The organism is Pseudomonas sp. B329 (assembly GCF_023127835.1).
GTDB lineage: Bacteria > Pseudomonadota > Gammaproteobacteria > Pseudomonadales > Pseudomonadaceae > Aquipseudomonas > Aquipseudomonas synxantha_A.
The window spans coordinates 92,060-115,524 of sequence record NZ_SPKP01000011.1; the positions used below are offsets into that span (position 1 = coordinate 92,060).

Annotated in this window: 21 protein-coding genes; 5 read left to right on the forward strand and 16 right to left on the reverse strand. The window is 62.8% G+C overall.

All coding sequences use genetic code 11. The features are described from left to right. Window positions 1-115: 115 nt before the first annotated feature. The 15 genes from urtD to cbiE all read right to left on the reverse strand — a co-directional run bounded on the left by urtD (window position 116) and on the right by cbiE (window position 17,284). Window positions 116-949: an urea ABC transporter ATP-binding protein UrtD gene (gene urtD, locus E4P00_RS06825; protein ID WP_087149500.1), complete on the reverse strand. Its 834-nt coding sequence runs from the start codon at window positions 947-949 to the stop codon at window positions 116-118. Then, window positions 946-2,013: an urea ABC transporter permease subunit UrtC gene (gene urtC / locus E4P00_RS06830; protein WP_032878142.1), complete on the reverse strand. Its 1,068-nt coding sequence runs from the start codon at window positions 2,011-2,013 to the stop codon at window positions 946-948. The genes urtD and urtC overlap by 4 nt, the downstream gene beginning before the upstream one ends. Beyond that, on the reverse strand, window positions 2,013-3,515 hold the full coding sequence (gene urtB / locus E4P00_RS06835) for an urea ABC transporter permease subunit UrtB (RefSeq protein ID WP_078820166.1): 1,503 nt from the start codon (window positions 3,513-3,515) through the stop codon (window positions 2,013-2,015). Before urtB ends, urtC begins: the two co-directional genes overlap by 1 nt. Window positions 3,516-3,680: 165 nt before the next feature. Continuing rightward, window positions 3,681-4,946 (reverse strand): urea ABC transporter substrate-binding protein, encoded by a 1,266-nt coding sequence (urtA, locus tag E4P00_RS06840; RefSeq protein WP_005784337.1) that lies wholly within the window; start codon window positions 4,944-4,946, stop codon window positions 3,681-3,683. A gap of 184 nt (window positions 4,947-5,130) precedes the next feature. Continuing rightward, window positions 5,131-6,141, reverse strand: a complete 1,011-nt coding sequence (locus E4P00_RS06845; RefSeq protein ID WP_032878137.1) for an iron ABC transporter permease — start codon at window positions 6,139-6,141, stop codon at window positions 5,131-5,133. Further along, entirely contained in the window at window positions 6,138-7,085 is a 948-nt protein-coding gene (locus E4P00_RS06850; protein WP_248131008.1) for an ABC transporter substrate-binding protein, read from the reverse strand. The genes E4P00_RS06845 and E4P00_RS06850 overlap by 4 nt, the downstream gene beginning before the upstream one ends. After that, entirely contained in the window at window positions 7,082-7,870 is a 789-nt protein-coding gene (locus E4P00_RS06855; RefSeq protein WP_078820168.1) for an ABC transporter ATP-binding protein, read from the reverse strand. The genes E4P00_RS06850 and E4P00_RS06855 overlap by 4 nt, the downstream gene beginning before the upstream one ends. After that, on the reverse strand, window positions 7,870-9,978 hold the full coding sequence (locus E4P00_RS06860) for a TonB-dependent receptor (protein ID WP_248131010.1): 2,109 nt from the start codon (window positions 9,976-9,978) through the stop codon (window positions 7,870-7,872). The genes E4P00_RS06855 and E4P00_RS06860 overlap by 1 nt, the downstream gene beginning before the upstream one ends. Window positions 9,979-10,129: 151 nt before the next feature. After that, a complete protein-coding gene (locus E4P00_RS06865) occupies window positions 10,130-11,512 on the reverse strand; it encodes a PepSY domain-containing protein (RefSeq protein ID WP_248131012.1) in 1,383 nt (460 codons plus the stop codon). A gap of 117 nt (window positions 11,513-11,629) precedes the next feature. After that, entirely contained in the window at window positions 11,630-13,690 is a 2,061-nt protein-coding gene (locus tag E4P00_RS06870) for a TonB-dependent copper receptor (RefSeq protein WP_248089401.1), read from the reverse strand. Window positions 13,691-13,783: 93 nt separating this feature from the next. Next, window positions 13,784-14,173, reverse strand: a complete 390-nt coding sequence (locus E4P00_RS06875; RefSeq protein ID WP_248131014.1) for a DUF2946 domain-containing protein — start codon at window positions 14,171-14,173, stop codon at window positions 13,784-13,786. 9 nt (window positions 14,174-14,182) lie between these two features. After that, window positions 14,183-14,665 (reverse strand): copper chaperone PCu(A)C, encoded by a 483-nt coding sequence (locus tag E4P00_RS06880; protein WP_032878127.1) that lies wholly within the window; start codon window positions 14,663-14,665, stop codon window positions 14,183-14,185. Between the two features lie 47 nt (window positions 14,666-14,712). Then, a complete protein-coding gene (locus tag E4P00_RS06885; protein WP_005784364.1) occupies window positions 14,713-15,105 on the reverse strand; it encodes a DUF2946 domain-containing protein in 393 nt (130 codons plus the stop codon). 257 nt (window positions 15,106-15,362) lie between these two features. Continuing rightward, window positions 15,363-16,082 (reverse strand): cobalt-precorrin-6A reductase, encoded by a 720-nt coding sequence (locus tag E4P00_RS06890; RefSeq protein WP_248131016.1) that lies wholly within the window; start codon window positions 16,080-16,082, stop codon window positions 15,363-15,365. After that, complete coding sequence (gene cbiE, locus E4P00_RS06895; RefSeq protein ID WP_148852868.1) at window positions 16,079-17,284, reverse strand: precorrin-6y C5,15-methyltransferase (decarboxylating) subunit CbiE; 1,206 nt, start codon at window positions 17,282-17,284, stop codon at window positions 16,079-16,081. The genes E4P00_RS06890 and cbiE overlap by 4 nt, the downstream gene beginning before the upstream one ends. Before the next feature lie 38 nt (window positions 17,285-17,322). On the opposite strand from cbiE, the gene cobG reads away from it, so the two are divergent. From cobG to E4P00_RS06920, 5 genes are all read left to right on the forward strand, one after another. Continuing rightward, window positions 17,323-18,669, forward strand: coding sequence for a precorrin-3B synthase (gene cobG, locus E4P00_RS06900; RefSeq protein WP_248131018.1), 1,347 nt, complete (start codon window positions 17,323-17,325; stop codon window positions 18,667-18,669). Next, window positions 18,662-19,288 carry a precorrin-8X methylmutase gene (locus E4P00_RS06905; RefSeq protein ID WP_032878122.1) on the forward strand — a complete coding sequence of 209 codons (627 nt, stop codon included), beginning with the start codon at window positions 18,662-18,664 and terminating at the stop codon, window positions 19,286-19,288. The genes cobG and E4P00_RS06905 overlap by 8 nt, the downstream gene beginning before the upstream one ends. Further along, complete coding sequence (locus E4P00_RS06910) at window positions 19,288-20,019, forward strand: precorrin-2 C(20)-methyltransferase (RefSeq protein WP_005784378.1); 732 nt, start codon at window positions 19,288-19,290, stop codon at window positions 20,017-20,019. Before E4P00_RS06905 ends, E4P00_RS06910 begins: the two co-directional genes overlap by 1 nt. Beyond that, complete coding sequence (gene cobJ / locus E4P00_RS06915; RefSeq protein ID WP_078820176.1) at window positions 20,019-21,656, forward strand: precorrin-3B C(17)-methyltransferase; 1,638 nt, start codon at window positions 20,019-20,021, stop codon at window positions 21,654-21,656. The genes E4P00_RS06910 and cobJ overlap by 1 nt, the downstream gene beginning before the upstream one ends. Before the next feature lie 237 nt (window positions 21,657-21,893). Continuing rightward, a complete protein-coding gene (locus E4P00_RS06920) occupies window positions 21,894-22,673 on the forward strand; it encodes a hypothetical protein (RefSeq protein WP_078820177.1) in 780 nt (259 codons plus the stop codon). Here the strand turns inward: E4P00_RS06920 and E4P00_RS06925 are convergent. Beyond that, window positions 22,670-23,266, reverse strand: coding sequence for a MarC family protein (locus tag E4P00_RS06925; protein ID WP_003171467.1), 597 nt, complete (start codon window positions 23,264-23,266; stop codon window positions 22,670-22,672). The genes E4P00_RS06920 and E4P00_RS06925 overlap by 4 nt on opposite strands. Window positions 23,267-23,465: the final 199 nt, after the last annotated feature.

Sequence of the window (23,465 nt, forward strand, 5' to 3'; positions counted from 1 at the left end):
GGATCAAATGTGGGAGCTGGCTTGCCTGCGATGCAGGCGACTCGGTGTTTGTGTGACACTGAGGTGACGCCATCGCAGGCAAGCCAGCTCCCACATAAAGCAGTTCGTGTCAGCGTTAGCGACCGAGGTAGACCTCGATCACCCGCTCATTTTCCTGCACCTGTTCCAGCGACCCTTCGGCCAATACGCTGCCCTGGTGCAACACGGTGACGTGATCAGCGATGGAGCCGACAAAGCCCATGTCGTGCTCCACCACCATCAAAGAATGCTTGCCGGCCAGGCGCTTGAACAGTTCGGCGGTGAATTCGGTTTCGGCGTCGGTCATGCCGGCCACCGGTTCGTCGAGCAGCAACAGTTGCGGGTCTTGCATCAGCAACATGCCGATTTCCAGGAACTGCTTCTGACCGTGGGACAGCAAGCCGGCGGGCCGATGCACCGAGGCGGTCAGGCGGATGGTGTCGAGTACTTCATCGATGCGGTCTTTTTGCTCGCCACTCAGGCGCGCCCGCAGGCTGGCCCACACCGACTTGTCGGTCTTCTGCGCCAGCTCAAGGTTTTCGAACACGCTGAGGGCTTCGAACACCGTAGGCTTCTGGAACTTGCGGCCGATACCGGCCTGCGCGATTTGCACTTCGCTCATGCTGGTCAGATCCAGGGTTTCGCCGAACCAGGCCCTGCCGTGGCTGGGCCGGGTCTTGCCGGTGATCACGTCCATCAACGTGGTCTTGCCTGCGCCGTTGGGGCCGATGATGCAGCGTAATTCGCCGACGCCGATATACAGGTTCAGGTCATTCAACGCTTTGAAGCCGTCGAAGCTGACGCTGATATCTTCCAGGGTCAGGATGGTGCCGTGGCGGGTATTGAGCCCTTTGCCTGCGGCCTGGCCGATACCGATCGCATCGCGGCCGCTGCCCGCATCGAAAATAGGTTCAAGCATGACGTTCCTCATTTCTTCAGCAGGCCGATAACGCCCTTGGGCAGGTACAGGGTGACGATGATGAACAGCGCCCCCAGGAAGAACAGCCAGTACTCGGGAAACGCCACCGTGAACCAGCTCTTCATGCCGTTGACCACCCCAGCGCCGAGCAATGGCCCGATCAGTGTGCCCCGCCCGCCGAGGGCGACCCATACGGCGGCCTCGATGGAGTTGGTCGGCGACATTTCGCTGGGGTTGATAATGCCCACCTGCGGCACATACAACGCCCCTGCCAACCCGCACAACACTGCGCTCAACACCCACACGAACAACTTGAAGCCACGCGGGTCGTAACCACAGAACATCAGGCGGTTCTCGGCATCGCGCAAGGCGGTCAGCACGCGGCCGAACTTGCTCTGCGCCAGGCGCCAGCCGATGTACAGGCTGGCCACCAGCAACAGCACCGTGGCCACAAACAACACCGCCCGTGTGCCAGGTTCTGTAATGCCAAAGCCCAGGATGCTGCGAAAATTGGTAAAGCCGTTATTGCCGCCGAACCCGGTCTCGTTGCGAAAGAACAACAGCATTCCGGCAAAGGTCAGGGCCTGGGTCATGATCGAGAAATACACGCCTTTGATCCGTGAGCGGAAGGCGAAGAAACCGAACACCAGCGCGAGCACTCCCGGGGCCAGCACCACCAGGCACAGCGCCCAGAGAAAGTTGTCGGTGCCCGCCCAGTACCAGGGCAATTCGGTCCAGGACAAAAAGGTCATGAACGCCGGCAACCCGTCGCCCGACGCCTGGCGCATCAGGTACATGCCCATGGCATAACCGCCCAGGGCGAAGAACAGACCGTGGCCCAGGGACAACATCCCGGCATAGCCCCACACCAGGTCCAGCGCGAGCGCGACGATGGCGTAGCAGAGGATCTTGCCCACCAGTGTCAGGGTGTAGGCCGACACATGCAGTGGATTGTCCGGCGCCAGCAGCGAACACAGTGGCAGCGCCAGAAGCAGGAACAGGATCACCACGCCGACGGCGATCGTCACCTTGGGGCCGGCTTTTTGCGTGGCCGTAAGCATCAATGGCTGGTTCATCAGTCGATCACCCGTCCTTTCAGTGCGAAGAGTCCTTGCGGGCGTTTCTGGATAAATAGAATGATCAGCGCGAGGATCAGGATCTTGCCGAGCACGGCACCGATTTGCGGTTCAAGAATCTTGTTGGCGATACCCAGGCCGAAGGCTGCCATTACGCTACCGGCCAACTGGCCGACGCCACCGAGTACCACCACCAGGAACGAGTCGATGATGTAGCTCTGGCCCAGGTCCGGGCCGACGTTGCCGATCTGGCTCAGGGCCACGCCACCAAGGCCTGCGATGCCGGAGCCCAGACCAAAGGCGAGCATGTCCACGCGCCCGGTGGGCACGCCGCAGCAGGCGGCCATGTTGCGGTTCTGGGTGACGGCGCGCACGTTAAGACCCAGGCGTGTCTTGTTCAGCAACAACCAGGTGAGCACCACCACGAACAGCGCGAAGGCAATGATGACGATGCGGTTGTACGGCAGCACCAGGTTGGGCAGTACTTGAATACCGCCGGACAGCCAGGCGGGGTTGGACACTTCGACGTTCTGCGCGCCGAACACCAGGCGCACCAGTTGGATCAGCATCAGGCTGATGCCCCAGGTGGCGAGCAGGGTTTCCAGTGGTCGGCCATAGAGGTGACGAATCACCGTGCGTTCCAGGGCCATGCCGATGGCGGCGGTGACGAAGAACGCCACCGGCAGCGCGATCAGCGGGTAGAACTCGATGGCCTGGGGCACATAGCGCTGCATCATCAGCTGCACCACATAGGTGGAGTAGGCGCCGAGCATCAGCATCTCGCCATGGGCCATGTTGATCACGCCGAGCAGGCCGAAGGTGATCGCCAGACCCAGTGCCGCCAGCAATAGAATCGAGCCCAGCGACATGCCGCTGAACGCCTGCCCGAGGATCTCGCCGACCATCAGTTTGCGTTTGACCTGGGCCAGGCTGGTTTCAGCGGCGGTGTGCACAGCCGCATCGGTTTCTACGCCTGGCGCAAGCAGCGCTTCGAGGCGCGTGCGTGCCAGCGGGTCGCCGGTGCTGCCGAGCAGACGCACGGCGGCCAGACGCACCGCAGGGTCACTGTCCACCAGTTGCAGGTTGGCCAGGGCCAGGCTGAGGGCGCTGTGCACATCCTCGTCGGTTTCGGCGGCGACCTGCTGGTCGAGGAATTTCAACTGCGCAGGCACAGCGCTTTTTTGCAGGGTTCGAGCTGCCGCCAGGCGAACCTTGGGATCGGCGGCGAGCAGTTGCTGGCTGGCTTGAACGTTGTCGATCAGGCCGCGCAGACGGTTGTTCAGGCGTACGGTCCTGGTTTCGCCATTGAGCTTGAGCTGGCCTTGTTGCAGGGCATCCACCAGTTCGATGCGCGCCGGGTCGGGCTGTGCGGCCCAGTCCTGGAGAAGCTTGGCTTGCTGCATCGGGTTGGCTTTGAGGAAGTCTTCGGCATCGCTGGCGTGTGCGGCCAAAGGCAGCAACAACAGCACGGCGAGGATGAAGCGGTGGAGGGCAGTGGGCATACAAAAATGTCCTGATCATGCGGGGACAGTGTGGGCGCTGGTTGTCTGTGGGAGCTGGCTTGCCTGCGATGGCATCGCTGCGGTGTGTCAGGCACACCGAGTTGTTTGCATCGCAGGCAAGCCAGCTCCCACATTGACCATGCCCTACATTAGAGTCGTGGGGCTTTAGTTGCTCTTCACCGCGTAATCCGGCTTCTTGTCATTGCCCGGGATGTAAGGGCTCCATGGCTGTGCCCGAATCGGTGCTTCGGTCTGCCACACCACCGAGAACTGCCCATCAGCCTGGATCTCGCCGATCATCACCGGCTTGTGCAGGTGGTGGTTGGTCTTGTCCATGGTCAGGGTAAAGCCCGACGGTGCGGCGAAGGTCTGGCCGCCCAGGGCTTCGCGCACTTTGTCGACGTCGGTGGACTTGGCTTTCTCTGCCGCCTGGGCCCACATATGGATGCCCACATAGGTGGCTTCCATCGGGTCGTTGGTCACGGCTTTGTCTGCGCCCGGCAGGTTGTGCTTCTTGGCGTAGGCTTTCCAGTCGGCGACGAATTTCTGGTTGACCGGGTTCTCTACCGACTGGAAGTAATTCCACGCCGCCAGGTTGCCCACCAGTGGTTTGGTGTCGATGCCGCGCAGTTCTTCTTCGCCCACCGAGAACGCCACCACCGGTACTTCGGTGGCTTTCAAGCCCTGGTTGGCCAGCTCTTTGTAGAACGGCACGTTGGAATCGCCGTTGACGGTGGAGACCACCGCAGTCTTGCCGCCGGCGGAGAATTTCTTGATGTTGGCGACGATGGTCTGGTAATCGGCATGGCCGAACGGCGTGTAGACCTCTTCGATATCTTTATCCGCCACGCCTTTGGAATGCAGGAACGAGCGCAGGATCTTGTTGGTGGTGCGCGGGTACACGTAGTCGGTGCCCAGCAGGAAGAAGCGCTTGGCACTGCCGCCTTCTTCGCTCATCAGGTATTCCACTGCCGGAATCGCCTGCTGGTTTGGCGCCGCACCGGTGTAGAACACGTTCGGTGACATCTCTTCGCCTTCGTACTGCACCGGGTAGAACAGCAAACCGTTGAGTTCTTCGAACACCGGCAATACGGATTTGCGCGACACCGAGGTCCAGCAGCCAAACACCACGGCAACCTTGTCCTGGGTCAACAGTTGCCGGCCTTTTTCTGCGAACAGCGGCCAGTTGGACGCCGGGTCCACCACCACTGGTTCGAGCATCTTGCCGTTCACGCCGCCCTTGGCGTTGATCTCGTCGATGGTCATCAGCGCCATGTCTTTAAGCGAGGTTTCGGAGATCGCCATGGTCCCGGACAACGAGTGCAGGATGCCGACCTTGATGGTCTCGGCGGCCTGGACGGTCCAGGTCAACCCCATGGCGGCAATGGATGCCGACAAAGTAAAAGCCTTGATCAAGCTACGACGCTGCATGGTGCGATCTCCGTGGACTCAACACTGTTATGAGGGGAAAGTTGAGCAGGTGATTGCAAGCGCTGTGCCGAGTCGGAAAAAGGCATGAAATGGTCGCTTCGCCCAGGTCAGCGCATGGGAAATGCACCATGAAATGGCGGGTCGGTCTGCCAGGTGCGTGGCTGTGCGCTACAACGGGGCGCGCTCAACGCTTGCGCATCAAACCGATAAAAAACAGCCCGCCAATCGCCGCCGTCGCCACGCCAATCGGCAAGTCTTCGGGCGCTATCAGTGTGCGTGCGGCGACATCGACCCACACCAGGAACACACTGCCAAGCAGCACGCACACTGGCAGTAAACGCCGGTGTTCGGCACCTATCAGGCGCCGGGCGATGTGCGGCACCATCAGCCCGACAAAGCCGATAGAGCCGCTGATGGACACCAGCACGCCGGTCATCAGCGAGGCGACCAGGAAGACTTTCAAGCGTACATTGCGTGCGTTCAAACCGAGGGTCACGGCGGTCTGCTCACCGGCCATCAATGCGTTGAGCGGGCGGGCCATGCCTAGCAGCAACAGCAACCCCAGCAGCACCGTGGTGGCGGGAATTGCCAGCAGTTCCCAGCGGGCCAGTCCCAGGCCGCCGAGCATCCAGAACATCACCGCCGAGGCGGCGCGGTGGTCACCCATGAACAGCAGCAGGTTGGCCACCGCCATCATCACGAACGACACCGCGACACCACACAGCAACAGGCGATCGCTTTCCAGGCGACCGTTGCGACTGGCGACGGCCAGTACCACCAACATGCTCAGCAGCGCACCGATAAAGGCGGCAAGGGGCAAGGTCAGCAGGCCGATGATTTCACCCACGTGCAGCACCACGATCACCGCGCCGAGGGTGGCGCCGGAGGTCACACCGAGCAGGTGCGGGTCGGCCAGCGAGTTGCGCGTGACCGCCTGCAGTACCGCGCCAATCAGCGCCAACCCGGCGCCTACCAGCGCCCCCAGTAGCATACGCGGCACACGGATCAGCCAGACGATATGTTCCTGGCCCACACTCCAGTCCACCACACCCAAGCCGAACACCTTGTTCAGCAAAATTCGCCACACCACGTCCACTGGCACCTGCGCCGAACCGAACCCCAGAGAGATCACGCAGGAGACCAGCAACAAGGCACCCAGGGCGCTTAATAACAGGACGTAGTGACGGGTGATCATTCGCCGTGAAACCCCTTGGCCAGGGTTTCAACCGCTAGCACGTTGTCGATGCTTGGTGTGGCTTGCATATAGGGGATCACGATGAAGCGCTGGTGCTTGATGGCGTCCACCGATTGCAGTGCAGGGTGGTCAAGCAGGAACTGTTTCTTCTGTTCGGCGGTGACCTCGCTGTAGTCAACGATCACGATGACTTGTGGGTTGCGCTCAACGACGGTTTCCCAGTTGACTCGAGTCCAGCTGGCGTCGATGTCATCGAGGATGTTGCGCCCGCCGGCGGCGTCGATCAGCGCCTGGGGCATGCCCAGGCGGCCCGAGGTCATGGCGCGGTCTTCGCCGCTGTCGTAAAGGAACACCCGTGGCTTGTCGGCGGGCAGGTCTTTTTGCACCTCGGCCACTTGCGCCTGCATCTGGGCGATAAGGGTATTGGCGCGATCCTGCACGTCGAAGATCCTGCCCAGGTTGCGCAGGTCGTTATAGGTATCGTCGAGGCTTGCGGCTGGGCGCTTCATCACGAACGCACATGACTCGGTCAACTCATACACATTGATGCCCAAGGGTTGCAGGGTGTAAGGCGTGAGGTCGCCGCCCACGCGCATACCGTAACCCCAGCCGGCGAAGAAGAAATCCACGTTGGCGTTGAGCAGGGTTTCCACCGACGGGTACTTGCTCGCCAGTTCCGGCAGGCCATCGAGGAGCGCGGCCATTTGCGGCGGTACTGACTTCCAGCCGGTCACGCCGCTGTAGCCGGCCATGCGTGGCTTGAGGCCCAGGGCGAGCATCATCTGGGTCATGTTGATGTCGTGGCTGACCGCGTGTTGTGGGGCTTGCTGGAAGGTTACGTCGCGGTTGCAACTTTTGATGGTCAGCGGGTATCGGGTGCTTTCGGCGAGTGCATGGGCCGCGCCGAGCAACAGAGGCAGAGACAGCAGGATGCGCAGGATCATGGCTGGGTTATCCAAGTGATTCGTGGGTAGCCGTCCAAGGGGTGAGTGTCGATCAAGGCCTCGACGCCAAACACGTCGCGCAGCAACGCGGCGGTCAGCACTTCGTGGGGCGTGCCGCTGGCGACGATGCGCCCGTGGTGGATCACGTACAGGCGATCACAGAAGGCGGCGGCCAGGTTGAGGTCGTGGATGCTGGCCAGGGTGCCGATGTTCAAACGCCTGACCAGCCTGAGCAACTCAAGTTGATAACGCGGGTCGAGGTGGTTGGTCGGCTCGTCAAGGATCAACAGTTGCGGTTGCTGGGCCAGGGCGCGGGCAAGGATGACGCGCTGTTTTTCACCGCCGGACAGGGTCGCGAAGGCATGGTCCTCGAAGCCTTGCATGCCCACCGATTCCAGCGCTTGAAGGATCAGTTGCTGGTCGTGCAGTGTGTCGCTGTCGAACAAACCCTTGTGGGGTGTGCGCCCCATGGCGACCACCTCATCCACGCGTAAGCCGAAGGTATCGGGAAACTCCTGCAGCACCACGGCGATGCGTTGCGCGCACCACTTTGCGCTTTGCTTCCAGACATTCTGGTGCGCAAGCGATACATCACCGTGTTCTGGCCGGGTGAACCGATAGGCGCAGCGCAACAGGCTGGTCTTGCCACTGCCGTTAGGCCCGATCAGCCCGACAAACTCCCCGGCACCGACGCGCAGGCTGGCGTCACGCAGTTGGAACTGGTGATGGCAGTGGTTGTGGCCGGGTGGAGTCCAAGCCAGGTCGGTGAGGGTGAGTGAGGTCATTAGAAGGTGTAGTCCGCGGTAATGAACATGGAGCGAGGTACACCTAGAATCCACTGCTGCCCATCGTTGTATTGGCTGACCGCATAAGTGCGATCGAACAGGTTATTGAGTTGCAGGCCCAGCGTGGTGTTGCGCATGGCTTTCCACGACAACGTGGCATCGACCACGGTATAGCTCGGCAGCTCGCTCTGGTTGGCCATATCGGCATAGCGTGCGTCGACGTAACGCACACCGGCAGCGGCACGCACGTTGTCGGTCACGGCCTTGCTCAGCCACAGGTTTGCGGTGCGGCGCGGAACGTCCACCGGGCGGTTGCCGTCGCGGGAGACCTGTACGCCGTTGACGTCTTGTTTGAAATCGTCGTACTGCGCCCGCACGACGGCGGCGTTGGCTTGCAACTGCCAGGCGTGGGGCAGTTGCAAGTCGAGGCTGGCTTCCAGGCCGTTGGAGGATTGTTGGCCGACTTGCTGTTTGAAGTCCGGCTCACCCGGCACATCCGTCAGCAGTTTCTTTTTGACGATGTGGTAGGCGGCCAGGGTCCATTCTCCGCGGGCACCCCAGAACGCTTGTTTGATGCCGACCTCGGTCTGCTTGGCGGTAGACAGGTCGAACTGTTGCTGGCTCGGGCTCAGGGAGATCAGCCCGCCGACGCCGTCGGTGCTGGTGGCGTACTGGCCGTAGACCGAGGTGTCCGGGGTGATCGCGTAGACCAGACCGGCTTTCCAGTTATTGCCGGTGAGGGTTTTGTCGGATTGGCCGCCAGTGCGCAGGTCGTCGCGGTCGATGTGCGCGTAGTCGCGGCGGATACCGGTGATCAGCGTGAGTTGGTCGGTCAACTGCAAGCGGTTTTCAGCAAAACCTGCGAAGGTTTTGGTCGTAGTGGAAAACACCGGTTTGAACGGGTCTTTACTGGCAAACGGCGCGGGCGCCGGGTGATACAGGTCGATGGGTTGGCCGGTTCCCGACACATCATTAAATGGCGTGTTGCTCGCCAGGCGGAAACGGATGCGGTTGTATTCCACGCCCGCTACGGTCTGGCTATCGAGGCCGAACAGGGTGTGCTTGAAGGTGAAGGTCTGGCGGTCGCCCAACTGTTCCTGATCGTGCTTGATACCGAAGTTGCCGCTGCGGGTCAGTTGGCCGTTGGTGAAATTGTAGTTCTCGGCGTTCTGCCAGCGACGCTGGTTTTTCAGGTAGTACAGCTCGTTGGTGGCGCTGACGTTGTCGTTGAGTTGCCACTCGCTGGTCAGGCGCGTCCACTGGTCGTTGTAGTGCTGGGTGTCGTTGCTGACGTTATAGTTCTTGTCGCGCAGGCCTTTGTGCAACTGGCCGTTGACCAGGGGCGTGCCGAAGTAGTTTTGTGGGCGCTGATCACCGTAGTCGCTGGCCAGGGTGAAACTCAGGTTGTCGGCTGGTTGCCAGCGCAGGGCGCCGCTGACGAAATCGCTGCTGGAATCGCCACGGTCGATGAAGCCGTTGCTGCGCAGGCGGTTGAGGTTCAAGCGGTAGCTCAAGGTGTCGGTCAGCGAGCCGCCGCTGTCGAGGGCTTGCTGCTGGCGGTCGTAGGAGCCGTAGCCAAGGCGGATATGGTTTTCGATCTCGCCCGCAAAGGGTTTTTTCGAGATCGTGTTGATCACCGCGCCGGTGGCGCCTTCGCCGTACAGCACCGAGGCCGGGCCGCGCAGCACGTCCACCCGTTCCACAGCCCAGCTGTCCACCGGGAAGGTCGAGGTGCCCATGCCGGTGTACATGCGGTTGCCGTCGTACAGCTGCATAACCGAGCTTTGGCCGGTAAAGCCGCGGGCCTGCAACGAGGTGCCGCCGTCGCCCGGCGTGCCGGTGCGGCTGATGCCGGTGGCGCGGGAGATGGCGTCCTGCACGCTGGCGTCGCCACGTTCGCGGATCTGGGCGCCGGTCTGGCTTTCAACGCTGCCGGGGGTTTGCAGCGCTGTGAGATTCAGGCGCGAACCGGCGGTGGTCGGGGTGTTGAGGTCAACGCGCTCACTATCCACTGCCGGTGCGGTAATGGGGCTGGCGGGCAGGGTCAGGGCCTGGGCGTTGGCATGCAGGGCGAGCAGGCACAGGCCGCTCGCAAGGTAGTTGTTCATCGGTCGATCAGTCGCTTCTTGAGAGGTACTCGCCGCAGGGCGCGGCGAGCAACGATAGCGCAGAAAGTGTTATAAGTTAACACTTATCGGCTGCGGGGCAAAAGTCTGCGCAAGGCTACACAAGCCCCCTGGATTGGGCATCTCGCCTGTTTCATGCGGAACCTGAAGCGGATTCACCTTGGCCAAAAAAGCGCGACAGCACCAGACGATCCAGTACCCACACCACGATCAGCGACGCCCCCACCAGCGGGAAAACAAGTGCCAGGCCCAGCATGATCACCATCGCGGTTTTCCACTTTGGCAGGTCATGACGCAACGGCGGAACACCCACGCCACCGGCAGGGCGACGCTTCCACCAGATCACCACGCCGCTGACCGCACTGAGCAGGATCATCAGGCAGATCACCAGCACGATCAGTTGGTTGACCCAGCCGAACATCTTGCCTTCATGCAGCATCACGCCGGTCTCGGTGGCGCGGGCGACCAGGTTGTAATGTTCCCAACGCACATCGGCCAGGACCTTGCCGGTGTACTGGTCCACATGCAGGGTGGCGTCATTGCGCGGGTCGTTGGCGAACACCGCGACGGTGAATACCCCCGTGGCGGTGGGGGGGAAGGCGATGCTGTAGCCGGGCTCCACGCCGCGCGCATTGGCCAGGTCGACCACTTGTTGCAGGCGCACGCTTGGTGCGGCAGGACCTGAATGCATGGCGCCGTGGTTCATGTGTTCGGCGTGGTCGCCGGACATCGGCATCGGCGTGTTTTCCATGGCCCAGGGCACGGTCTGTTGGGTGGCCGTGTTGAGCACGCGCGCCTGCTGGTCGGACTGCGGCACGTTGTTCCACATCGCCGTCGGGAAGGTGTTCCACAGCTCGGCGTATTGCTTGCCCCAGAAACCGGTCCAGGTCATGCCGCTGAGCAGCATGACCAGCAGAAATGCCGCGCCCCAGAAGCCGGCGACAGCGTGCAGGTCACGCCAGAACAAGCGGCCACGGCTGTTGAGGCGCGGCCACAATACGCCAGCCGATGACTTGCCACGCGGCCACCACAGGTAAAGGCCGGACACCACCAGCATGACGCCCCAGCCGGCGGCGAGTTCTATCAGGCGGTCGCCGGTGGTGCCGATCATCAGCTCGCCGTGCAGGGCGCGGGCAATGGCCTGCAGGTTGTATTTGGCGTCCTGCTCACCCAGGACTGTGCCGCGATACGGGTCGACGAATACGCCGATCTCGCGGCCCTGGTTGTGCATCACGAACTGCGCGCTGTTGGTGGCGTCGGCAGGCGGCAGGTATTTGCTGATCGCGGCCTGGGGGTAGGCGTCTTTGGCGCGTTGCAGCAGTTCGTCCGCGCTCAGAGCGTGCTCGGCTGTGGGTACGGTGAGCAGGTGGCCGTACATCAGCGGGTCGAGCTGGGGTTTGAACAGGTAGATGATGCCGGTCAGGGCCAGCAGCACCATGAAAGGGGCGACAAAGAGACCGGCGTAGAAGTGCCAGCGCCAGGCCAGGTTGTAGAAGGAGATCTTCGGTGTGCTCATCAGGGGCTCCGCAAGGCTTTTGATTTTTTTGTGTCGGTTACACCGCCATCGGGGGCAAGCCCCCTCCCACATTTGAAATGCGTTTCAAGTGTGGGAGGGGGCTTGCTCCCGATGCTGTTAGAAGCTCATGTCCACCTTGGTCCAGAGCGTACGCCCCGGCTCCTTGATGGCTTGCGGGTCATTCGCCGGGTAACCGAAGCCTGCGTTACCCGCCAGGTTCAAATGCTCGGCATAAGCCTTGCCGAACAGATTGTCGACTCCGGTACTGACCTTGAAGTTCTTATTGATGCGGTACGCAGCGTTGAGCGAGAACACGCCAAAACCGCCGCTCTTGTCGTAGTCCTTGCCGACCACGTTGCCCTTGTTCTGGTCGATGCGGTTTTGCGCCGCGACCACGCGCCACAAGGCGCCGGCACTCCAGTCGTCTTCGCTGTAGGTCAGGCCCAGGCGTGCATCCAGCGGCGGCATCTGCGGCAGGGCTTTGCCATCGCTGCTGTTCTTGCCCCAGGCGTAGGCGAGGCTGGCGTCGGCTTTCCAGTTGCGGCTCAGCTTGTAGGCCGCACCCAACTCGCCGCCCATGATGCGCGCGTCGACATTGCGCGCCTGGGAAGTGGTGCCCATCATGCCGGGCCGGTAGTCGAACAGGATGAAGTCGCGCACCTGGCCGACGTAACCCGAGGCCCAGGCTTCGAGGTCGGCGGTTTTGTATTGCGCGCCGAAATCCAGCTGCGTGGTCTTCTCGGGCTTCACGCCGTCAAAGGCATTCACCGAGCCGACCGCGCCGGTGTTGGGGGAGAACAATTCCCAGTAATCCGGAAAGCGTTCAGCGTGACCCAGACCCGCATAGACGGTCGTGGGCGTGTCCGCCAGGTCGTGCTCGTAGCGCACAAAGCCCGATGGCAAGGTGTCTGCGCGGGTGTCGTCGGCGGTGGGGTTGGGGCGGCTCATCATTGCCGAGCCGGTGCGTTGCCGGAAATCCTTGGCTGAGGCACGGTCCAGGCGGGCGCCGGTGATCAGGCGGTCGTTGTCGGCGGCGTACCAGGTCAGCTCGCCGAATACCCCGTAGTTGTGGAAGTTGGCGTCCTTGTTGCGCGGCAGGTCCTTGTAGGTGTCGATGCCCATGCTGCTGCGCGCGCGGTGTTCGTTGGTCTGCGCGTCCAGGCCGCCGATCAGTTGCACATCGGCCCAGCGCCAGGTTGCCTTGATGCGACCGCCCAGGGTGCGACGGTCGACGTTGGAGGCCATGGGCCCGGCCATCATGCCGCTGCCCGAAGGGACGCGCAGGCTGTAGTTGTCCATGACGTGGTCGGCGTAGTTGTAGTAGACCTGGGCCTCGACCTTGTCCAGCACCTCGCCGAGGTTGGATTTTTCGAAGCGCAGCCCGAGGCTTTCGCGCAGGAATTGCGAGCCGTCCATACCGCGTCCGGCGTAGCGCGCTTCACCGTCGCCACGGCCGGCGGTGAGTTCCAGCAGCGTGTCGGCGTCGGGGGTGAAACCCACCGCCACATCGCCATTCCACTTGTCATAGCGCGAGGCGACAGTGTCGTTGTTGCCGTCCTTGTAATCGTCGGCATGGGCCTGGTTGCCGATCACCCGCACATAGCCCAACGGGCCTCCTGCAGCAGCATCGATGACCTTGTCGAAGCGCCCGTTGGAACCGGCCAGCACACTGGCATTGACCCGCGTGCCCAGTTCGCCGAACTGCTCGGGCTCACGCTCGAACAGGATCGTACCGGCCGACGCGCCCGGGCCCCAGAGTACGGTTTGCGGGCCTTTGATTACGGTGAGCTTGTCGTAGGTTTCCGGCGAAATATACGAAGTCGGCGCATCCATGCGGCCTGGGCAGGCGCCGAGCATCATGCCGCCGTTGGTAAGTATGTTCAGGCGCGAGCCGAACATGCCGCGCAGCACCGGGTCGCCGTTGGTGCCGCCGTTGCGCACCAGGGCGAAGCCGGGGATGGTCTTGAGGTAGTCGCCGCCATCGCTCGCGGGCACCGGCTGGCGTGGATCCTTGGGGTTGGTGACAACGGTGAGGGGCGAGCTGGGGGCGATCGCGGTGATCACCGTGGGGCTCAGCTCGTGTTCGTGCGCATGGGCGTAGGGGGCAAGCAGTGCGCCGCACAGAGCGGCGAAAACAGGGGCAGCGCCCAAACGGGTGTCAGCAGAAAACCTGGACATGACAAATTCCATCAATCAATCGTAAACAACACGGCCAGCAGCCTGCGGCTGTCTAATTGAAGTCGGCCGGGGTGAAGTAACGCGGTGAAGGGCTTACGACACGATGGGCGGCGCACGACTGCGGGCGCCAGGGAAGATGCTCTGTCGGGCATGGCCCAGGCGGGGGGCGGGGATGAGTGCGTTGGCTGGCGGTGGGGTGCCGAGCGTTACGTAGGAGACGCTGCCGGGCAGGGCCGGGCAACTGAACAGCAGGCTGCAATAGCCGCATTTCTCCCAGAGGACATGATGTTCGTCGGGGGGTTTGGTCGGCTTGGGCTCGCCGTGGCACGCGGGCATGTCCATGGACATACCGGCGTGATGATCCATCGGCATCGCTTGTGAAATCAGCGGACCGATAAAGATCATCAGCATGGCGAACAGGCTGATCCAACTGCCGCGCATCACACGGCGGTGCGGAGACAACCTGGCGCGGGGGGCGCCCATCGGGTAGGTCTAGTGAGTGTGCTTATGCTCGTGCGTGGCCATCGGCGGGACCTTCTGCACCGACACTTGCACCTGAACCTTGCCTGCTTTCTCGAAGGTCAGGGTCAGTGGGAATTGCTTGCCATCGGCCAACAGGCTGCGGTCTTTGAGGCCCAGCAGCATCACGTGATAAGCCATCGGCGCGAAGGTCAGCTCACCCTTGGCCGGTACGGCAACGCTGGGCACTTGCTGCATCTTCATCAAGTCGCCTTGCATCACATGCTCGTGCAGCTCGGCTTTCTCCGCGACGCTGGTTTCAACGCTGAGCAGGCGATCCGGAGCAGCCCCGGTGTTATGAATCACAAAGTAGGCCGCCACGGTCGGCGCATTCGGTGGCAGCTCCTGGGACCAGGGATCGCTCACCAACAGGTCGCCGGCCTTGTAGTCATCGGCATTGGCAGCACTGAACACCGGCAACAGCAACGCAGCCAGAAGCAGGGAAGATTTAAGCATGGCAGTTCTCCAGAACGGTTCTAAACGCAGTTCACTTGCGAAGAAGATCAGACCGTTGGGGAGGCGCGAGGGTTAAGGCTTGGCCATTGCTGGCGCGGGGTGGGATTGCGCAATAAGCGTGGCGGCAGGCTCTGCACCGCCTCGAAGCGCGTCACATACAGCTGCGGCACATGCCCCGGCAACGCCACCAACGGCGCCGAGCCCGAGCAACACCAGCAATGCTGCATGGCAGAGTGATCGTCCGGCGCTGCCGGGATTTCCAGCTTGCCCAGGGCAATCGCCTTCAGGCTGGCACCATTGGACGAACAGAACCCACCCCACATCAGACGCTTGACCGGATCATCAGTCTGCTGCATCGCACTGGCCAACGGCATGGCAAACGCATTGAACAGCACTGCAAGGCAGGCGATCCAGGCAATTGCAAAGCGTTGACGGGCCATGGCGGATAATCCGTAGGGTTAAACGATCAGAGGGTATTTAGCCTGATCGGGGGGGATAAGTAAAAAGGGGCGGTGTGGTTTGGTGTCGCAGTGCTGGATTTGAGCGTAGACGGGAATTGAGTGGATGAGGATCTTCAGGGCTGCGCAGGTCAAATGTGGGAGGGGGCTTGCTCCCGATCGCGGTGTGTCAGTTACTGATTTGTGGCTGATCCGCCGCCACCGGGAGCAAGCCCCCTCCCACATTAGGTCGGTGTTGCTCAGAAGGGGTGTATTGCCTGCAGCACCGCAGCTACGGTTGTGAATTCTCGATCTACGGTAGCCAGCACCGGCCGCTTCAGCACCAATACCGGCACGCCACGCTCACGCGCCACTTCCAGCTTCGGTTCGGTGGCGGTGCTGCCGCTGTTCTTGCTGATCAGTACATCGATCCTGCGCCGTTCGAATAAAACCCGCTCATCCTCGATCAGAAACGGTCCGCGCGCGCCGATCACTTCACACCGCGCATTCCCCGGATAAACGTCCAGTGCGCGCAGCGTCCAGAACTGGTCGGCGGGGATTTCCTCCAGATGCTGCAAGGGTTCGCGACCCAAGGTGAACAATGGGCGCTTGAAGGGCTTCAACGCGGCTATCAGGGCGGCCCAGTCAGGCACTTCCCGCCAGTCATCCCCCACCTGCGGCTGCCACGCTGGACGTCGCAACGCCCAGCAAGGCACATCGCTCAATCGCGCCGCCTGGGCCGCGTTGTGGCTGATCTGCGCCGCATACGGATGCGTGGCATCGAGAATCAGGCTGATACGCTCGTCACGAACAAACTGCGCGAGCCCTTCAGCGCCTCCATAGCCCCCGACTCGAACCTGGCAGCTCAGGTCGGTCGGCACACGGCCTACGCCCGCCAGGCTGTAGATATGCTCCGGCCCCAGGGTGCGGGCAACGGCCAGCGCCTCCGCCACGCCGCCCAGCAACAGAATCCTTTTCATAGGGGCTTGATCACTTCCAATAGCGTGATCGGCAATGCCTGGCGCCAGGTATCGAACTCGCCCAATGGCTGCGCCTGGGCCACGTGGATGCGGGTCAGTTCGCCGCCGTGCTCGGCGCGCCAGTTCATCAAGGTCATTTCACTTTGCAGGGTCACGGCATTGGCCACCAACCGCCCGCCGGGGCGCAGGTGTTGCCAGCAGGTGTCGAGCACGCCTTCGCGGGTGACGCCGCCGCCGATGAAGATGGCGTTCGGTGCTTCCAGACCGCTTAACGCATCCGGCGCCTTGCCGCGAATCAGTTGCAGGCCGGGCACGCCGAGGGCGTCGCGGTTGTGTTCGATCAGGCTTTGGCGGCCTGCGTCGGCCTCGATTGCCACGGCGCGGCAGCTTGGATGCGTGCGCATCCATTCAATGCCGATGGAGCCGCTGCCCGCGCCCACGTCCCACAGCAGTTCGCCGGGCATGGGGGCGAGGCGGGCGAGGGTCATGGCGCGCACGTCGCGTTTGGTCAGTTGGCCATCGTGCTTGAAGGCCGCGTCGGGCAAACCTGCAAGGCGTGACAGACGTGGTGCGTTCGCATCCGCCAGGCAGTCGATGGCGACCAGGTTCAAAGCGGCAACCTCGGCGTGTTCCCACGATTGCGCGTGCCCGTCGATGCGCCCCTCAGCCGGGCCGCCCAGGTGTTCAAACACAGTAATCCGGCTGGGGCCGAAACCGCGTTCGGCCAACAACGCAGCCATCAAAGCGGGGCTGCTGCCGTCATTGCTCAAGACCAACAAGCGCACGCCAGCGGCCAGATGCGCATTAAGTGCCGCCAACGGACGAGCGACCACCGATAGCGTCACCACCTCCTGCAACGGCCAGCCCAGGCGCGCTGCCGCCAGGGACACCGACGATGGCGCCGGCAAAATCAACAACTCTTCAGCTGCCACTTGCCGGGCCAGGCTGGCGCCGACGCCATAGAACATCGGGTCGCCACTGGCCAAGACGCACACAGGCTCCCCGCGCCGCGACAACACCGGCTCCAGGGAAAACGGGCTCGGCCACACCTGGCGTTCGCCACGAATACACACCGGCAAAAGGTCCAACTGGCGTTGGCCGCCTATAATCCGCGTGGCGCGCAACAGGGCGTGCCGGGCATTCCTGCCCAGGCCCTTGAAGCCGTCTTCACCGATGCCTACAACCGTCAGCCAGGGCGACATATCAATTCCTTGAGCGACATCCGACGGGCAGGCTTTTCATGCCGCCGGACAAAGCAGGCATAATACCGCGCCTTTACCCGTCAACCGGTAGCCCCGTGAACCCAACGCCCGCTGTGAATACCACGCGCCCCTCGGCTTGTCCGGGGTTGCTGCGTATTGTCCAGGCGTTGGACGGCGGCATTTGCCGGATCAAACTCGCCGGTGGTTCGATCACCGCGGCCCAGGCCAGCGCCGTGGCCGACGCGGCCAGTACGTACGCGGGCGGGATAATCGAGGCGACCAACCGCGCCAACTTGCAGATCCGCGGCATTGGCGCCGAGCAGGACGCCTTGATCGGCAGGTTGCTTGCCGCCGGCCTGGGCCCCAATAACGCTGCCGGTGACGACGTGCGCAACCTGATGCTCAGCCCCGCTGCTGGTATCGACCCGCAGATGCTGTTCGACACCCGCCCGCTGGCCACGCAGATTCTTGCCACCTTGCAAAACCATGCGCGGTTCCACCAGCTGTCGGCCAAGTTCGCGATACAACTCGATGGCGGTGAAGCCCTGGCGATGCTGGAGCATCACCATGACCTGTGGCTGTCGGCGTTTGTGCGCGATGGTCAGACGCTGTTGGCGTTCGGCCTGGCCGGTTGTCCGGGGCTGGATGCGCCCGTGGCGGCAGTGCCGCTGGACCAGGGTCATGCGCTGGTGGTGGCGGTGCTGGAGGCCTTTCTCGACCTGGCGACGCCCGAGCAAACACGTATGCGTCATCTGCTTGTGGATAACTTGTTGGGCCGCCTGAGGCTGCCGCTGTTGTCGGCGCAGGGCTTCAAGCGCCCGGCCAGTGGTGCGTTGTTGCACATCGGCAGTTATCCACAGGGCCAAAAGAATCAGTTTTACGTCGCGGCAGTCGCGCCATTGGGCCGCCTGGATTCGCTGATGCTCCAGGGCGCCGCGCAACTGGCCAGCGAGTACGGCGATGGCACGTTGCGCTTCACGCCCTGGCAGGGCGTGCTACTGCCCAACATTGAACGCGTTGGCGCCGTGACCGAACGCCTGGCGCAACTGGGCTTTGTGTGTTCAATCGACCAACCCCTGGCGCGCATGATTGCCTGCACCGGTTCCAGCGGTTGCGGCAAGGGCCTGGCCGATACCAAGGCCGACGCGGTGCAACTGGCCGCCCTGCAACCCGGCGTCGAAGCGCACCTGTCCGGCTGCCCGCGCTCATGCGCCGCCGCGCACACCGCGCCGGTCACGTTGCTGGCGGTGAGCCCTGGCCATTACGACCTCTATTTTCGCGATGCAGCCCACTCGGGTTTCGGTCGGCTGCACGCGCGCACTCTTTCCATTGAAGCGGCGGGCGCCCTGTTACGCGCTTGCCCACGGAGCAACACCGATGATTGATTACATCCGCGACGGTCAGGAGATCTATCGCAACTCCTTTGCCATTATTCGCGCGGAAGCCAACCTGGACCGCATCCCGGCCGATCTGGAAAAACTCGCGGTGCGGGTGATTCATGCGTGCGGCATGGTCGAGGCCATCGACGGTCTGCAATTTTCCGAAGGGGCCGGCAAGGCCGGGCGCGATGCGCTGGCTGCTGGCGCGCCGATCCTGTGTGATGCGCGGATGGTCTCCGAGGGCGTGACCCGTGCGCGCCTGCCGGCCAATAACGAAGTGATCTGCACCCTGCGCGACGACAGCGTGCCGCAGCTGGCGCGGGAGCTGGGCAACACCCGTTCCGCTGCCGCCCTGGAGCTGTGGCGCCCGTACCTGGAAGGCAGCGTGGTGGTGATCGGCAACGCGCCGACCGCCTTGTTCTACCTGCTGGAAATGCTCGACGCCGGCGCGCCGAAACCGGCGCTGATCCTGGGGTTCCCGGTCGGTTTCGTCGGCGCCGCCGAATCCAAGGCCATGCTTGCCGCCGACAGCCGTGGCGTACCCTTCGTGATCATGCAAGGCCGCCTGGGCGGTAGCGCAATGGCTGCCGCCGCCGTCAACGCCCTGGCCACGGAGGTCGAATAATGCAGGTGCGCGGACGTTTGATCGGGCTGGGCGTAGGCCCCGGTGACCCGGAACTGATCACCCTCAAGGCCCTGCGCCTGCTGCGTGAATCGCCGGTGGTGGCGTATTTCGTGGCCAAGGGCAAGAAGGGCAACGCTTTCGGCATCATCGAAGGCCACCTGGTGCCACAGCAGACCCTGATGCCGCTGGTGTACCCGGTCACCACTGAAGCGCTGCCGGCGCCGCTGTCCTATGAACAAGTGATCAGCGACTTCTACGACAACGCCAGCCTCGACGTGGCCGCGCACCTGGACGCGGGCCGCGATGTGGCGGTGATCTGCGAAGGTGATCCGTTCTTCTACGGCTCCTACATGTACCTGCATGACCGCCTTGCCGAGCGCTACGAAGCCCAGGTAATTCCGGGCGTGTGTTCGATGCTCGGTGGCGCTTCGGTGCTCGGCGCGCCGTTGGTGTATCGCAACCAGAGCTTGTCGGTGCTCTCGGGCGTGTTGCCCCATGATGACCTCAAGCGCCGCCTGGCGGATGCCGATGCCGCAGTGATCATGAAGCTGGGGCGCAACTTCCCGAAGGTGCGCCAGGTGTTGGAAGAGCTGGGCCTGGCCGAACGTGCGTTGTACGTGGAGCGCGCCACCATGGCCAACCAGAAGATCGTGCCGCTGGACCAGGTGGAGCCGATGTCGTCGCCGTATTTCTCGCTGATCATCGTGCCCGGTGAAAGGTGGCAAGGTTGATGACTCCGGCGATTGTGATTCTGGGCCAAGGCAGTTTGGCCACGGCGCGCAAGATCCAGCAGGTTTACCCTGGCGCGTTGATCCACGGCCTGGCCGCTCGGGTTGAAGGGGCGGACCAGAGCTACAGCGAGTTCGGCGCGACGCTGCGCCAGCTCTACCAGCAAGGCACGCCGCTGATTGCCCTGTGCGCGGCCGGCATTGTGATTCGCACCTTGGCGCCGCTGCTGCTGGAAAAGGGCGAGGAACCCGCCGTGCTGGCCGTGGCAGAAGACGGCAGCGCCGTGGTGCCGCTGCTGGGTGGCCTGGGCGGGGTGAATGTGATGGCGCGGGACATCGCCGCGGCATTGGGCGTATCCGCGGCAATCACCACCAGTGGCGAACTGCGTTTTGGCACCTGCCTGCTCAACCCGCCGACGGGTTATCAACTGGCGGACATTGAACTGGGCAAGCGCTTTGTCTCGGACCTTTTGGCCGGTGAGTCGGTACGCGTCGAAGGCGTGGCGCCGTGGCTGGATCAAGCCAATCTGGCCCAGGACCCACAGGCGCGCCTGGCGATTCATGTGGGCAGTGCCGAGCGCCCACCGGCAGCGAACGAGCTGCTGATTTATCCGCAAAACGTCTGCATTACCTGCAAGCCTGGTGCGCGGTTGGCTGAGCGCGTGCGCACTGCGCTGCATGAGGCGGGGATCGCGGTGCAAGCCGTGGCCTGCCTGTTGGCCAGCGACCTGCAGATGGCCGACGCCTCATTGCATGAAGCTGCGCTGGCGTTGGGTGTGCCGCTGCGTTTTGCCCCGGTGACGCCCGTTGCGGACATCAGCATTACCGTGGCCGAACAGCCCTTGGACGTGTCGCAGGTGGGACGCCCCCGTGGCCGTCTCGCAGTGATCGGCCTGGGTCCCGGCGCGGCCGAGTTGATGGTGCCGGCGGTCAAGGCGGAACTGGCGCGTTGCACCGATGTGCTGGGGTATGAAACCTATGTGCGCATGGCCGGGCCGTTCCGTGACGATCAAGTGCAACACTGCACCGACAACCGCGAAGAAATGCAGCGCGCTCGCCATGCTTTCGAGCTGGCTGCGCAGGGGCGTTCGGTGGTGGTGGTATCGTCCGGCGACCCGGGTGTATTCGCCATGGCCGCCGCGGTGATCGAGGCGCTGCACGACTCCACGGACCCGGCCTGGCATCAGGTCGACCTGGAAATCCTGCCGGGGGTTTCTGCCTCCCTGGCCACCGCTGCCCAGGCCGGTGCACCCTTGGGGCATGACTTCTGCGTCATGTCGCTGTCGGATAACCTCAAGCCCTGGTCGATCATTGAAAAGCGCCTGGACCTGGCTTCCCAGGCCGATCTGGCCCTGGCGTTCTACAACCCGATCTCGCGTTCGCGGCCCTGGCAACTGGGGCGTGCCCTGGAGATCGTCGGCCTGCACCGCACGCCCGATACGCCGGTGGTGCTGGGCCGCGACATCGGCCGCCCGGGCCAGACGCTACGCGTCACCACCCTGGGCCAATTGACGCCCGAGCAGGTGGACATGCGCACCATGGTGCTGATCGGCTCGTCCACCACCTGCGTGTTCCCGCGTGCCGGTGGCGGGGCGTGGGTGTACACGCCGCGTTGGTACGGCGACAAACCCGCCTCCTGAAAACGGCCCGCTGGCCGCCGGAAAGCTCCGAATGACCCTGGGATTCTCCTGAGGTTGTTCGGGGCTTTTTCTTTTTTTTACGGTGAAAACCGCAAGCCTGCCGGCTGTGCCTTGTGATTGCTGGGCACTGGGTTTTGACCGGTGCCACCAAGGCATGTTTGTCGCATGGAAAGCCCTCCGCCCGCTGGACTAGTGTGAAGGAAAGCCCCATGTCGGGTGCTTGTGGAGAACTGAAAAATGGAGCGACGTCACAGAAGGATCAACACTATCAAACGGCGCAAGCTGATTGCCGCCTACAAGTTGCCGGGGGCGCCAGGAGCGCACGCGGCGTTACCCCTGGACACTGACGACGACTGCAATGCGGCGGTGGTCAACAACGGGGTGATTTCCTTCGCCGAGGGGCTGTCTGGGCTGAACCGCGAATACATTCGCAAGAGTTACCTGCTGGCCAGCAGTTACGTGAGCGATGTATTGAAAGTACATCGGGGCACCGAGGCGTGGTACGACGAATTTATCAAGGTCATGGTCAGTCTTGGCTGGCTGCCGGTGCGCAGCAGTTTCGAGCGGGTCTCACGCTCCGGCAAGGGGCTGACGGTGCAATTGGCTGCGCTGAATATTATCGGCGCGCTGCTGGCGTCGATGTCACTGTCGGGGCCGCTGGTTACCGCGCTGCCAAAACTGGCCGCCGATGCGCTGGAGGCATTGAAGCGGCAGCCGGCGTCTTTTGATTTGTTCAAGCGCAATAGCGCGGTGCATGAGGGCGGTGACTTCGGCGTGGCGTCCTGCGCCGAAACCAATGGTGAAGTGATGATGGTGCTGGTGACCTTCAGCAGCCACGGCGTGAACAAACAGGTGGGAGTGCCGTTCCTTGAATGGGACAGCTCATCGTTCGAGGCTTTCAGCGGGCAAACCTGCCTGGTGCTGAACACCTCGGTGGTCAACGAAAAAACCATCCAGCTGATGCGCGAAAGCGCCGGTGACAAGGTGCAGCTGGCGATTGCCAAATACCGGATCTAAGGCACCAGGTAGCCGCGAACCCCGGTAAAAATGATTTGCGCGGCCAGGGCGCATACGAACAGGCCCATCAACCGGCTGACAATCTGCAAGCCCTGGTCGCCGAGAATCCGTTCGATACGGTTGGACAGGTACAGCACCACACCCACTGTGAGGCTGGCCAAGGCGATGCTGAGGATGGCGGTGAGCTTGTCGTCCCAGTGGGGCTGGCTCACGCCCATCACCAGCAGCGCACCGATGGTGCCTGGGCCGACAGTGAGCGGGATGGTCAGCGGCACGATGGTCACGTCCTGCTGCACGTTGTCGGTCTGCACCGCCGACTTGCCCTGAGCCATGCCCAGGGCCGAGATAAACAACACGCTGCCGGCGCCGATACGGAACGCGTCCACGGTAATGCCGAACACGCTGAAAATCACCCTGCCGAACAGGTAGAGCAACACGCTCGATACCAGAGTCGCCAGTGCGACTTTCCAGGCCAGGCGCCGACGTTCCTTGCTGGAATAGCCACGGGTCAGGCTGATAAAGCAGGACAGCACAAAAAACGGGCTGTAGAGCACCAGCATCTTCAGGTAAACGCTGAATAACACATGGAGCATGGGGGCGGCTCGCGGGCGGGGGAAGTGTGGAGGAGTCTATCCGACAGAGATCAAATGTGGGAGCTGGCTTGAACTGCGATAGCCATAGGTATCTACACAATTTTGTAGGTTGTAGCAGCCGACGGTAACCACGATGCGAAGCGAGTCGCTTTTGATCTTAGGCGCCCCGTTAAACCACGCTGGCCGGAATTCGACAGGG